A 12,301-nucleotide genomic window follows, 5' to 3' on the forward strand; every position below is an offset into this window, starting at 1 on the left:
AGCCCGAGTGACCTGCGTCGAGACCGCTGACCTGGGCAGACACCGGCCTTGACACCCGTCGCGAGACGGGTAGTTTCGCTTCAGTCCGCCACGGCGGGCATCGGGGGGAAGGGGGCCGGCCGTGGTGCGCGGCCCCGTCCGAACCGAAGCTCCGACCGGGCCCGCGCGTCCAACAGAGAACGGCAGGGCGAGAGCCCTCGCTGGTACGAAGGGCGCGCGGGCCGGTCGGCCGGGGCCGGCGTCGTCCGGCGTCGGCACGTCGGGGGAGCAGCCCCGGCGCCGGGCCGGACGCGCCAGTCCGGTGCAGGCCCCGGGCCGTCCTCCGCGGCGACGCGACCCGCACGCGCACGGGCGTCCCCCGGGCGCCTGACCTGCAGCCACGGCGGGGCCCGCAGGGTGCTGACGTACCCTTCTGCGGTGCACCTGACGCCCCCGGCCCGCTGGACGACGATCATCCTCGCGGCCCTCGGCGGGTACCTCACGCGCCTCGCGTTCCCCGACCCGGGCTGGTGGGCCGGCGCCTACATCGGCGTGGGGCTGCTGTACCTCGCCCTGCGCCGGGACAGCGCGCGGTGGAACGCCCTCGTCGGCCTCGTCTGGGGCCTGGCGTGCTTCGCCCCGATGATCACGTGGGCGAACGACGCCGTCGGACCAGTGCCGTGGATCGCGCTGAGCGTGCTGGAGGCCCTGTTCGTCGCCGGCTTCGGCGCCGCGTGGGCGTGGGCCCGGCGCGGGCACGCGGTGTGGCGCAGCGGCTGGTGGCAGCTGCTCACGTTCGTCGTGCTGTGGGTCGGCGTCGAGGAGCTGCGCTCCGCCCAGCCGTTCGGCGGCTTCCCCTGGGGGCGTCTGGCGTTCTCCCAGGCGGACTCGCTGCTGGCGTCCTACGCCTGGCTGGGCGGCACCCCGCTGCTGAGCGCGGTGGTCGTCGCCGTGGGCGTCCTGCTCGCGCGGGCGGTGCTCGCCGGGCTCGACGTGCGGCTGGGGCGCACCCTCGCGGCGCTGGGCGCGCTCGTGGCGATCGGCGTCGGGTCCCTGCTGGTGCCGCTCGACACGAGCGCGGAGACCGGCTCCCTGCGGGTCGGGGCCGTGCAGGGCAACGTGCCCGAGCCCGGGCAGCTCGACGCCTTCGGCCAGCGCCGGCAGGTGCTCGACAACCACGCGAACGGCACCCACGCCCTCCTCGACGAGGTGGAGCCCGGCTGGCTGGACCTGGTGCTGTGGCCCGAGAACGGCACCGACATCGACCCGCAGGTCGACGCCGAGGCCGCGGCCATCATCGACGAGGCCGCCGTCGCCGTGGGGGCGCCCATGCTCGTGGGCACGGTCGAGTACCCGGAGTCGGGCGGCCGGTACAACACGGCGGTGCTGTGGGAGCCGGGGGAGGGGGTCGTGGCCACGTACTCCAAGCAGCACCCGGCGCCGTTCGCCGAGTACGTGCCGATGCGGGACGTCGCCCGCCTGTTCTCCGACGCGGTCGACCTCGTGACGGCGGACATGCTCCCCGGCACGGAGCCCGGCGTGGTGCCGGTGGAGTCCGAGCGGCTCGGCCGCACCGTCGTGGTCGGTGACGTGATCTGCTTCGAGGTCGCCTACGACGCGCTGGTGCGCGAGTCGGTCCGGGAGGGCGGCGAGCTGCTCGTCGTCCAGACGAACAACGCGTCCTTCGGCTGGTCGGACGAGTCGACGCAGCAGCTGGCGATGTCACGGCTGCGGGCCATCGAGCACGGGCGCTCGACCGTGCAGATCTCGACGGTCGGCGTGAGCGCCGTGATCGCCCCCAACGGCACGGTCGTGGACCGCACGGAGCTCTTCACGGCCGACCGGATGGTCGCGACGGTCCCGCTGCGCACGTCGCTCTCGCCGGCCGCCGCGGCAGGGGAGTGGCCGGCGCTGGCGTTCGACGCCCTGGCCGTCTGGGTCGTGCTCGCGGGGATGGTCGGCGCGGCGCGCCTGCGGCGCGACGACCGCACCGAGCCGGCTGCCTGACCACGGGTCATCCCCGCGTCGCGGATCTTCACCCGCCGATCGCCTGATAACAGAAACAGGCGCCGAAGATCGGCACCGTAGTCACCGCTGCAGGCAAGAGGGGGGGACAGGTTCGTCAGCCGTCTCACCTCACGACGACGAGAGCCCCGCCCAGAAGGGCGGGGCTCTCGTCAACGGCTCCGGGCGGAGCCGGCCGTGCGGGTCAGGCGGGTCAGGCGCTGCGGCGGAGCTTGCCCGCACGCAGCAGGTCGAGCCGCTCGTCGAGCAGCTCCTGCAGCTCGTTCACCGTGCGACGCTCGAGGAGCATGTCCCAGTGCGTGCGCGGCGGCTTGCCGCTCTTGACCTCGGGCTTCGACGCGTCGCGGAGAAGAGCCTCCGCACCGCACCGGCACTCCCACACCACCGGGACATCGGCCTCGACCGAGAACGGCAGGATGATCGTGTGCCCGTTGGGGCAGTCGTAGTGCGCCTGGAGCCGCGGGGCGAAGTCGACGCCCTGCTCTGACTCCATGCTGTGGGACCCGATGCGCATCCCGCGCAGGGACCTGTTCGCCATGGTGGACCTCCGTGCCGTGCCTCTCGGCGGTCGTTCTTCCAGGGGGCACAACGGCCGTGCAGGCACCGGTGTTCCACCCCGACGTGAAGGTGTCGTGAAACACCACTGTCCCAGGGTCCCACCCGCGGCGCTCGGCGACGTCCACGGACCGGCGTCGTAGGGTGCCCGGGTGACCACGACCTACCGCCAGCTGGGTGACAGCGGACTGACCGTCTCGACCGCAGGGCTCGGGTGCAACACGTTCGGCGCGACGCTCGCGCCCGACGACGTGCCCGCGGTCGTGCACGCGGCCCTCGACGAGGGCGTCACGCTCTTCGACACCGCGGACGTCTACGGCGGCACGCCGGGGCAGAGCGAGGAGCTGCTGGGCAGCGCCCTGCGCGGGCGTCGCGACGACGTGGTCGTCGCGACGAAGTTCGGGCTCGACGTGGGCGGCCTCAACGGCGCGGACTGGGGCGTGCGCGGCTCGCGGCGGTACGTGCGCCGCGCGGTCGAGGGCTCCTTGCAGCGGCTCGGCACCGACCGCATCGACCTGTACCAGATGCACACGCCGGACCCGCGGACACCCGTCGAGGAGACCCTCGCGGCGCTGCACGAGCTCGTCGTCGAGGGCAAGGTCCGCTACGTCGGCTCGTCGAACTTCGCGGCCTGGCAGGTCGTCGAGGCCGACTGGACGGCGCGGACCGCCGGCACGACGCCGTTCGTCTCCGCCCAGAACCGCTACAACCTGCTCGACCGGGGTGCCGAGGCCGAGCTCGTGCCCGCCACGGAGGCGTGCGGCGTCGGCGTCCTTCCGTACGTGCCGCTCGCGTCCGGCCTGCTCACGGGCAAGTACCGCCGCGGAGAGGCCGCGCCCGAGGGGAGCCGCCTCACGCGGATCCCGCAGCGGCTGCGGACGGCCGACTTCGACCGCATCGAGGCCCTGGCGGCCCTCGCGCAGGAGTGGGGCGTCAGCCTCGCGACGCTGGCGCTCGGCGGCCTGGCGGCCCAGCCCGGCGTCGCGTCGATCATCTCCGGCGCGCGCACCCCGGAGCAGGTGCGCGAGAACGTGGCCTCCGCGGGGTGGGAGCCCTCGCTCGCGCAGCTCGCCGCGATCGACGAGGCCTCGCCCGGCCCGACGGGCTGAACCGCCTCGCACCGGCCCGCGTCGTCCACGGACGGCGCGGGCCTCGTCGTGCGTGGGCACGCCCGCGAGCGCGTCGGTGTCAGCGGTGCAGGACGCGTGCGCGGTGGGCGCCGATGGCGAGGGTGGCCCAGACGGTGACGCCGGCGTGGTGGCAGGCGTCGTGGACGGCGCGGGACCAGTCGCGCTCGAAGGGCCCGTCGTCGCCGCCGGCGGCGCGGACGAGGGCGACGACGACGGAGCCGTCGGGGGCGTCGTGGGTGAGGACGGAGGCGAGGACGCGGGCGAGCTCGTGGGTGGTGCGGGTGTCGGGGCGCGGGGGCACGTCGGTGAGGGGCAGCACGAGCGGCAGGGGTTGACGGGCGGCGTCGAGGAGGACGAACCAGAGGGCGGGTCGTCCGGCGGCCTCGGGTCCGACGAGGTGGAGGAGGAGCTCGAGGGCGTCGGCGGGTGTGCCGAGCGGCGCGGAGGGCATGGTGGGCAGGTCGTCGTCGGGGCCGGTGCCGTCCCAGGGGGGTGCGTCCATGCCGGTACGGTCCGCGGGCGGTGCGGCGGGGTGTGGCGCGGGCGGCTGGGCGGTGGTGCGGCGTGCGTGGGGCCGGGCTGGGGGTGGCTGGGCGTCGGCGCCTGCGATGGTGCAGCGACGGGCGGTGCAGCGACGGCCGGCACCGGGTCGGTGCCGGCCGTCGGGGTGGCGCGGGGGTCGGGGCGTGGGTGGCCCCGTGCGGTCAGCGGCGCGGGGTGTCCGTGGTCTCGTCGAGCCAGCGGACGACGACGCGTCCGAAGACGGCGACGACGGCGAGGTCGCGGGTGGTGCCGCAGGAGCGGCAGGTGATGCTGTGGTTCGTCCAGGCGACGGCCGGGTCGGTGACCGGTGCGCCGGCTGTGAGCTCGTGGGAGCTGCAGCGCGGGCAGTGCAGTCGTGCTTCCTCGTCGATCTCCGGCGTGGTGCCGGGCATCGTCGCCTCTGCTGCGTGTGTCACTGGTCCTCCGTGGGTCGTGCGCTCGCGCGGGTCGGGGCCGTGCGCGAGGCGGTTCGCCGGGCATCTTGACACTTGTCCGGGATGTCCGTCGACCGGAGACGTGCCCGGTTCGTCGGTGGCGGGGGGTGCGGGGTGGCACGCTCGGGGTGTGGTGGGTGCGGGTGGTCGGGTGGTGGAGAGTCGTCCGGGTGCGGCGTGGCTGCCGCCGGGCGGGTGTGCGCAGGTGGTGGCGTCGTCGGTGGCGCCGGAGCCGTCGTGCCTGGTCAGGGTGCTGGTGCGGCGTGGTGGTGAGGTGTTCTGCGTGGTTCGGGGAAGCTGGACCTGCCGACCTGGGAGGTGCTGGCGGGCGACGCTGACGGATCGGTGACGGCGACGCGGGCGACCTCGTGGGTGGTCGGTGGTGCGGGGGTGCACCGTCCGGTGGGTTTCGTCCGCAACGTGGTCACGTCGGCGGGGCCGGACTACCCGTGGCCGGTGCCGGTGGCGCACTTCCGGGTCGTCGAGGCCATGGGGGAACCGGTGGTCGCGGGGGTGTGGGTCGGGACGGGTGCCGGGTCGCTGCTGCGGGAGCGGCACTGGTTCGCGCTGCTGGACGGCTGAGCACCGGCGGTCCGGTGGTTCCGGACCGCCGGTCGGGGTCAGCCCGCGAGCGGGGGGTAGTCGGTGTAGCCCTGGGGGCCGTCGGTGTAGAAGGTCGTGGGGTCGGGGGTGTTCTCGGGGGCCTGGGTGCGCCAGCGGTCGACGAGGTCGGGGTTGGCGATGAGGGGGCGTCCGACGGCGACGGCGTCGCCGTCGGCGTGGGCGACGAGGGCGAGGGCCTCGTCGCGTGTGGTGGTGGTGGTGAAGCCGCTGTTGACGACGACGGGGCCGGCGAAGCGGCGGCGCAGGTCCTGGGTGAGGGGTCCGGCGGGGTCGGCGTGCAGGATGCTGAGGTAGGCCAGGTGCAGGGGTGCGAGGGCGTCGACGAGGGTGCCGTAGGTGGTGGCGACGTCGTGGGGGTCGGTCTCGAGGGCGCCCTGGATGTTGTGGGCGGGGGAGATGCGCAGGCCGACGCGTCCGGGGCCGACGGCGTCGGCGACGGCGGTGACGACCTCGGTGACGAAGCGGGTGCGGGCGTGGGGGGTGCCGCCGTAGGCGTCGGTGCGCTGGTTGGTGGTGGGGGAGAGGAACTCGTGCAGGAGGTAGCCGTTGGCGGCGTGGAGCTCGACGGCGTCCATGCCGGCCTCGAGGGCGCGGGTGGCGGCGGTGACGATCTCGTCGCGGACGGCGGGGAGCTCGTCGGTGGTGAGGGCGTGGGGCACGGGGAAGGGCTGCTTGCCGTGGCGGGTGCGGACGGTGGCGTCGATGGCGACGGCGGAGGGCGCGACGATGCGGTCGGTGCCGGTGATGTCGGGGTGGCTGACGCGCCCGCCGTGCATGATCTGCATGGCGATGAGCCCGCCGCGGGCGTGGACGGCGTCGGTGACGCGGCGCCAGGCGGTGACCTGCTCGTCGGTGACGATGCCGGGCTGGCCGTCGAAGGCGCGTCCTTCGTGGCTGGTGAAGGTGCCCTCGGTGACGATGAGCCCGGTGCCGGCGCGCTGGGCGTAGTAGTCGACGACGATGTCGCCGGGGATGCCGGCGTCGCCTGACCGCTTGCGGGTCAGGGGCGCCATGACGACGCGGTTGGGGAGGGTGAGCTCACCGAGCTGGACGGGGGAGAAGAGGTCCACGACCTGGCCTTCCGGACGACGTGCGGGTGGTGTCGCGGGGGTGCGACGGCCGTCGGGGCAACGGTGCGGGCGGGGTGGGCATTCCCGTGGGCGGGGTGGTCGGTGGTGGCGGTGCGGCAGGTTGTCACAGCGGGGTGGTAGTTCTTGCCCTTGCGCGATGACCGGCGGCGCGGTCACAGTTCAAGCACCTGGCTCCGCGGAGGCGGGTGGCGTCTGGCGAGGGGGACGAGGGCGCATGGGCGTGGAGGTCGTGGGTCGGTGCGGTGCGCCGGGCGGGGTCCGGCTGCACTGCTTCCCGCACGCCGGGGGGAGCGCTGCGGCGTTCCGGCGGTGGGTGGGGGCGTTCGGCGAGGTGCCGGTGCTGGTGGCGTCGTGCGGCGGGGACGACGGCCGACCCGGACGCGCGTGACCCGGCCCGGCTGGCGGACCTGCTGGACGCGATGTCGCGGCGGCCGGTGTACGCGGTGGACCGGTACTGGGACGTGCTGGCGACCAACGCGCTGGCGGCGTACGTGTTCGGGATCGAGCCGGGCCACAACTGCCTGGTGACGTTCTTCACCGACGAGGGCACCGCACGCCGGTACCCGTTCCGGGACGTGGCGGGGCCGATGATGGTCGCGCAGTTCCGCGCGCACGCGGCCCGGTACGCGGACGACGCGCGGTTCCGCGAGATCGTCGAGGACCTGCTGGACCGGTCGGCGGAGTTCCGGACGCTGTGGGACCGGCACGTGGTCGGGGTGACCCCCCACGTGGACCTGGTGTACGACCACCCGAGCCTGGGTCGGCTGAGCTTCGCCCCGACGGTCCTGACGCCCGCCGACGGTGCCGACCTGCGCCTGTTCGTGTACATCCCGAAGGCCGGGACACCGACCGAGCAGGCGCTGCGGCGGATCGTGTGACCGGCCGTGACGCCGGCACGGTCGCCGGCCGGGTGCCCCTCGCCGGCCGGTGGGCGCGACCGGGCGTGCGGCGCCGCACCACCGTCGGGGACGTGGTCGCCACGTACCTGCCGGACGGGTACGTCCAGCTCGAGCCGGCCCGGTGGTTCTCCCTGCCCGACGCCGGCCCCGTCGCCGAGCACCCGGACCTCCTCGACGCGCACGGCCACCTGGTCGCCTCGATCGGCGTCCTGCTGCTCGAGGGCCCGGGCTGGCGGCTGCTCGTCGACGCCGGCCTCGGCCCGGCGCACGTGCCCGCGAGCGCGACGCACGCCTCGCTGGGGGTGATGGTCGGCGGTGGCCTCGTCGAGCACGCGGGGGAGATCGGTGCGGTGGACGCGGTGGTGGTGACGCACGCGCACGACGACCACGTGGGGTGGGCGAGGGCGGGCTGGCCGGGGTTCGCGGGGCTGGCGCGGGTGCCGCACCTCGTGGGTGCGGGGGAGCGTGCCCCGTCCGGGTGGGGGGTGCTGCGCGACGGTGACGAGGTGGTGCCGGGGGTGCGGGTGCTGGCGACGCCGGGTCACACCCACGGGCACGTGTCGTTGGTCGTGGACGGCGGGGCCGGGCGCCTGCTGGTGGCCGGGGACGTGCTGCACAGCCCGGTGCAGGTGCCGCACCCGGGGCTGGGGTCGTGCTTCGACGTCGACCCGGGGGCGTCGGCGCGGTCGCGGGCGCGGGTCCTGGCCGAGCTGGCCGTGCCGGGGACGGTCGGTGCGGTGACGCACTTCGCGGACGTGCCGTTCGGCGTGGTCCGCGACGGCCGGTGGGTGCCCCTGCCCGACGGGGACTGACCGGCAGCCGCTGCGCGGTGTCACCGGGGGACGGCGCACGTCGTGCTCGTGCTGTGCAGGGCCTGCGTGCGGGTCGCGTCGTCCAGGGTGGTGGTGCCACCACCAGGACCGCTGCTCCTACCGCGAGGAGAGTCTGGATCGGTCCGGGGGCGGGCCTGACGCTGGGGGCATGTCCTCGACCTCCGCCCCGCAGCCCGTCCGACGCGGCACCGTCGTCCTGGTGGTGCTCCTCGCCGCGCAGTTCATGTTCGCCCTCGACTTCTCCATCGTGACGGTGGCCCTGCCGGCCATCGGCGCGGACCTCGGCATGGGACCGGGGGAGCTGACGTGGATCGTCACGCTCTTCGCGCTGTCGGCCGCCGGTCTGATGCTGCTGATGGGGCGCGTCGGCGACTACTACGGCCGCAAGAAGCTGTTCCTCGGCGGGATGGCCCTGCTGACGCTCGGGTCGTTGGTGGGGGGCTCGCGCAGAGCGCGGAGGTCGTGTACGTGGCCCGCGTGATGCAGGGCGTCGCGACCGCGATCACCACGCCGTCGGCGCTGGCGCTGCTGACGACGTCGTTCCCGGAGGGGCCGGCCCGCAACCGGGCGCTGGGCCTCAACGGGGCCCTGCTGTCCCTCGGGTTCGCGATCGGGTCGGTCCTCGGCGGGGTCCTCACCGAGCTGTTCGTGTGGCGCTTCACGTTCTTCATCAACGTCCCGGTGGGCCTGGCGGTGCTGGCCGTCGCACCGTTCGTGATCCGCAACTCCTCGGAGCCGACACGGCAGCGCCTCGACGTCCCGGGTGCGCTGACCCTGTCGGGGACGCTGCTGAGCCTCGTCCTGGGTCTGACGTGGGCGGGGGAGCACGGGTGGACCGACCCGACGACCCTCGGGCTGCTCGCCGGCGCCGCGCTCCTGGCGGCCGCGTTCTGGGTGGTCGAGACCCGGTCCCCGCACCCGCTGGCCGCGGTCGCGATCCTGCGGCGCAGGTCGGTCGCGCTGGGCAACCTCGCGGGGCTGGCGACGTTCTCCATGGAGAGCGGCAAGGTCTTCCTCCTGACGATCTACCTGCAGCAGGTCCTCGGCGCGTCGGCCCTGCAGACCGGTGTCGCGTTCACCGTCCTGGGTGCCGGGGCCTTCACCGGCGGCATGGTCGCCCCGCGCGTCCTCAACCGTGTCGGGGCCCGCGCCACCCTCGTGGTCGGCCTGACCACGCAGGCCCTGGCCGCGGTCGCGCTGCTGGGCCTGGGGCAGGGCTTCGCCGCCGGGTACGCGCTCATCCTCGTCGCGACCGCGATCGGCGGGTTCGGCCACGTCCTGGTCATCGTGTCCTACACCGTCGCGGTCACGTCCGGCCTGCCCGACCAGGAGCAGGGCCTGGCGTCCGGCCTGACGGCCATGTCGCAGCAGGTCGCGTTCACCCTCGGCACACCCGTCCTGGCCGCCGTCGCCATCGCCGCCGGGGTGTCCGCGACCGCGAGCGCGCAGGAGAACCTCACCGGTGTGCACACGGGCCTGGGTGTCAGCGCCGTGGTCCTGCTGGTGGTGTCCGGTCTGGTCGCGGTCTTCTACCGCACGCCCCGGCCGGTCGGACCCACGAGCGGTGACGCCGCCGCGGTGCCGGCGGTCGTGGGGCAGCAGGCGCAGGAGCCGGTCCGGTGAGCGAGGGCACGGGTCTGGCGTCACGGACCGCACCGGCCACGGTGCACCGGTGGGCGTCGATCGACGACCACCTCGGCCCGGCGGCCCTGCGGTTATTCGGCGAGGGGTACCGGCGCACCCGCCCGCAGCTGCGCGGCCTGGCCGTCACCCACGAGGGGAGCACGTCGACCTTGTCGGCGTGGGGTGCGATCACCCTGCCCGACGACTGGTCCGTGAAGGACGGGGAGCACCAGCGCCCGCACCTGGCCACGACCGACGTCATCGCGCTGACCGCGCAGGCCGTCGGCGCACTGGTCGCGGCCCGCTTCGACCCGGTCACGGCGGCGGCGTCGCTGATCACGGGCCTGGACGTGCACGCCTCGGACCGGCCGCTGGAGGACGGCCTCGGGCAGTTCCGCGTCGCCGCGACCCTCGAGACCGACGACGACCAGGGCGCCGGGACGCGGTTCCGGGCCACGGTCGGGCCGCTGACCGCGTCCGGGGAGCTGGCCCGCCCGCTGGCCGTGCCGTCCCTGGCCGACGTCGTCACACCGGGGGAGACGACCGTGGCTCCGCCCGGCGCGCCCTACGGCGAGCGGATGACGACCCGCTCCCAGGGGCTGACGGACGTGACGCTCGACGCCGGCACGGTCCGCGCGACGTCCACCCTCGTGGACGCGCCCGCCCCGCCCGCACCCCGCGGCCTGGAGGCCGCCGCCCAGCCCGCCTACGCCCTCGTCGACGTGTTCGTCGCGACGCTCCAGCTCGGTCAGGTCCTGCTGTACGACCTCGACGCGATCGACCGCGGCGCGAGCGACACCCTGTGGATGCGCCGCACCAGCGTGCGCACCCGGGCCCCCCTGCCCGCGACCGGCCCGGTCGCCGTCCGCGCCACCCTCGACCGTGCCCGCCTCGTCGACCGCGACGCCGCGACGTGGCGCCTGGCCGACGTCGTGGGCGACGTCGGCCCCTACACGGTGCGCACCGCCCTCGCGCACCGCGTCCCCCGACCCCCCGCCGCCCGACGCGCGGCCGGGACCACTCCCGCACCACCCACGCAGTGAAGGAGCAGCGCATGAGGCTCGCCGTCTCAGGGACCTACTCGACCGGCAAGACGCTCACCACCATGGCCCTCTCGCACTACACCGGCATCCCGCGCAGCGCCGCGATGACGATGCGCGAGCTCCTGCCGATCTCGGTGCCCGGCAAGACCCTCGAGGAGTGCACCGGCGCGGAGATCCTCATGCTCATCACCCGCCGCAACACCGAACGCGCCGTCAACGAGTCCCACCTGGGCGACTCGTTCATCTCCGACGGCTCGTCCCTGCACGAGTGGATCTACGGCACGGTCCGCGTCCTGGTCGGCATCAACCCCTCCGCGAACGCGACCCTCGAGAACGTCCCGCGCACCCCCGAGCTGGCGTTCTTCGACGACGTCATCACCCAGCTCGGCGTCCCGGCCAAGCAGCACGCCAAGGCCGGGTACGACGCGTTCGTCCGCCTGCCCGTGGAGTTCCCCATGGTCGCCGACGGGCACCGACCCGTGAACGAGCGGTTCCGCACACTCGCCGACGAGATGATCCTGGACCAGGTCGACGCCCTGGGCATCCCGACGTTCACCGCCGGCGGCACCGTCGAGGACCGGCTCCTGGCGATCACCGACCACTTCGACCTGCCCCGCGTGATCGACCTCGACGAGGCCGTGGCCCGCGCCCGCGCCGACTACGCCGCGATCGACACCCGCAGCGAGCTCGAGCGGGACCGTGCCCTCGTCTGACCGGCACGCGGTCCTCACCGGCTGGGGCGCGCACGCCCCCGCCCACGTCGTGACCAACGCCGACCTCGAACGGCTCCTCGACACCACCGACGAGTGGATCAGCACCCGCACCGGCGTCTGCGAGCGCCGGTGGGCCGACCCGACGACCTCGACCGGCGACATGGCCGTCCGCGCCGGCCGCGCCGCGCTCACCCGCGCCGACGTCGCCGTCGTCCACGCCCGGGGCACGCTGACCGCCCGCGTACGGACCGTCCTCGACGCCGTCGACGGCCGGCTCGCCGCCTGACGAGCAGCACCCGGCACCCGCAGTCACAGACAGACGGCACGGATGTGACTCAGTGCGGCTCCGGCGACGGCGCGGGGGAGCGGCACCACCCGCAGCTGCACGACACGGCACGACCGCACGGCACGGCCCCACGGACGACTGCACGGCCCGACGACGACACGTGACGGCTGCGCGGCGCGCCTGCCCGGTGCATCGCCTGCGCAGTTCTGCCGACGACTCGTCGGAGGACTCGACGGACGGCGCCGGCACGGACGAGCCACGCATTCCCGCGACGACTTGTCGGACGTGTGCGCCAGGACGCCGGGACGCCCGGACGACCGCCGGCGCGCCCGGCCGCACCGGCGCGCACCGGGTAACGACCGGTCTGGTGCTGCGCCGTCGTCCGGCACCAGACCGGCGACACCCGCACCGCCCGACCCTCCCAGCCGCATCCGATAATGTGCATTATGTCAATATGACGACCGCGGAGCAGCGGACCCGTGCCCCACGGCTCCTCGTCGGACCCTGCCGCTACCGTGGGGGC

The 12,301-nt window shown here is 74.8% G+C and carries 14 protein-coding genes; 10 read left to right on the top strand and 4 right to left on the bottom strand.

What is annotated here, in order from left to right:
• Positions 1-417: 417 nt before the first annotated feature.
• Positions 418-1,986, top strand: a complete 1,569-nt coding sequence (gene lnt / locus BKA21_RS01490; RefSeq protein WP_239072780.1) for an apolipoprotein N-acyltransferase — start codon at positions 418-420, stop codon at positions 1,984-1,986.
• Between the two features lie 211 nt (positions 1,987-2,197).
• On the opposite strand, the gene BKA21_RS01495 is transcribed toward lnt, so the two are convergent.
• Positions 2,198-2,542, bottom strand: coding sequence for an RNA polymerase-binding protein RbpA (locus BKA21_RS01495; protein WP_140458948.1), 345 nt, complete (start codon positions 2,540-2,542; stop codon positions 2,198-2,200).
• 169 nt (positions 2,543-2,711) lie between these two features.
• Here BKA21_RS01495 and BKA21_RS01500 point away from each other — a divergent pair, with 169 nt between their 5' ends.
• Entirely contained in the window at positions 2,712-3,668 is a 957-nt protein-coding gene (locus BKA21_RS01500) for an aldo/keto reductase (RefSeq protein WP_140458947.1), read from the top strand.
• A 79-nt stretch (positions 3,669-3,747) separates the two neighbouring features.
• Here the strand turns inward: BKA21_RS01500 and BKA21_RS01505 are convergent, their stop codons facing one another.
• Both BKA21_RS01505 and BKA21_RS01510 read right to left on the bottom strand, forming a co-directional pair.
• The gene (locus tag BKA21_RS01505) at positions 3,748-4,191 is read right to left on the bottom strand and encodes a hypothetical protein (protein ID WP_140458946.1); all 444 of its coding nucleotides are present in this window, start codon (positions 4,189-4,191) and stop codon (positions 3,748-3,750) included.
• 202 nt (positions 4,192-4,393) lie between these two features.
• Positions 4,394-4,648: a hypothetical protein gene (locus BKA21_RS01510; RefSeq protein ID WP_140458945.1), complete on the bottom strand. Its 255-nt coding sequence runs from the start codon at positions 4,646-4,648 to the stop codon at positions 4,394-4,396.
• A gap of 420 nt (positions 4,649-5,068) precedes the next feature.
• Between BKA21_RS01510 and BKA21_RS19200 the strand changes: the two genes are divergently transcribed.
• The gene (locus BKA21_RS19200; RefSeq protein ID WP_239072781.1) at positions 5,069-5,248 is read left to right on the top strand and encodes a hypothetical protein; all 180 of its coding nucleotides are present in this window, start codon (positions 5,069-5,071) and stop codon (positions 5,246-5,248) included.
• 38 nt (positions 5,249-5,286) lie between these two features.
• On the opposite strand, the gene BKA21_RS01520 is transcribed toward BKA21_RS19200, so the two are convergent.
• Complete coding sequence (locus BKA21_RS01520; RefSeq protein WP_140458944.1) at positions 5,287-6,360, bottom strand: alkene reductase; 1,074 nt, start codon at positions 6,358-6,360, stop codon at positions 5,287-5,289.
• A 263-nt stretch (positions 6,361-6,623) separates the two neighbouring features.
• On the opposite strand from BKA21_RS01520, the gene BKA21_RS01525 reads away from it, so the two are divergent.
• The 7 genes from BKA21_RS01525 to BKA21_RS01550 all read left to right on the top strand — a co-directional run bounded on the left by BKA21_RS01525 (position 6,624) and on the right by BKA21_RS01550 (position 11,778).
• Entirely contained in the window at positions 6,624-7,259 is a 636-nt protein-coding gene (locus tag BKA21_RS01525; protein ID WP_275406383.1) for an MmyB family transcriptional regulator, read from the top strand.
• Between the two features lie 92 nt (positions 7,260-7,351).
• On the top strand, positions 7,352-8,092 hold the full coding sequence (locus BKA21_RS01530) for an MBL fold metallo-hydrolase (RefSeq protein ID WP_179625294.1): 741 nt from the start codon (positions 7,352-7,354) through the stop codon (positions 8,090-8,092).
• Positions 8,093-8,261: 169 nt separating this feature from the next.
• A complete protein-coding gene (locus BKA21_RS19205) occupies positions 8,262-8,594 on the top strand; it encodes an MFS transporter (protein WP_257023409.1) in 333 nt (110 codons plus the stop codon).
• Positions 8,582-9,736 (top strand): MFS transporter, encoded by a 1,155-nt coding sequence (locus tag BKA21_RS01535; protein ID WP_275406375.1) that lies wholly within the window; start codon positions 8,582-8,584, stop codon positions 9,734-9,736. The genes BKA21_RS19205 and BKA21_RS01535 overlap by 13 nt, the downstream gene beginning before the upstream one ends.
• On the top strand, positions 9,733-10,779 hold the full coding sequence (locus tag BKA21_RS01540; RefSeq protein WP_140458942.1) for an AvrD family protein: 1,047 nt from the start codon (positions 9,733-9,735) through the stop codon (positions 10,777-10,779). The genes BKA21_RS01535 and BKA21_RS01540 overlap by 4 nt, the downstream gene beginning before the upstream one ends.
• An 11-nt stretch (positions 10,780-10,790) precedes the next feature.
• Entirely contained in the window at positions 10,791-11,492 is a 702-nt protein-coding gene (locus tag BKA21_RS01545) for an AAA family ATPase (protein WP_140458941.1), read from the top strand.
• Complete coding sequence (locus BKA21_RS01550) at positions 11,479-11,778, top strand: ketoacyl-ACP synthase III (protein ID WP_140458940.1); 300 nt, start codon at positions 11,479-11,481, stop codon at positions 11,776-11,778. The genes BKA21_RS01545 and BKA21_RS01550 overlap by 14 nt, the downstream gene beginning before the upstream one ends.
• Positions 11,779-12,301: the final 523 nt, after the last annotated feature.

The organism is Cellulomonas oligotrophica (assembly GCF_013409875.1).
Classification (GTDB): Bacteria; Actinomycetota; Actinomycetes; order Actinomycetales; family Cellulomonadaceae; genus Cellulomonas; species Cellulomonas oligotrophica.

Coding starts and splice junctions, on each gene's coding strand:
- BKA21_RS01545 (WP_140458941.1), top strand. CDS start 10,791: ATGAGGCTCGCCGTCTCAGGGACCTACTCGACCGGCAAGACGCTCACC.
- BKA21_RS01495 (WP_140458948.1), bottom strand. CDS start 2,542: ATGGCGAACAGGTCCCTGCGCGGGATGCGCATCGGGTCCCACAGCATG.
- BKA21_RS01505 (WP_140458946.1), bottom strand. CDS start 4,191: ATGGACGCACCCCCCTGGGACGGCACCGGCCCCGACGACGACCTGCCC.
- BKA21_RS19205 (WP_257023409.1), top strand. CDS start 8,262: ATGTCCTCGACCTCCGCCCCGCAGCCCGTCCGACGCGGCACCGTCGTC.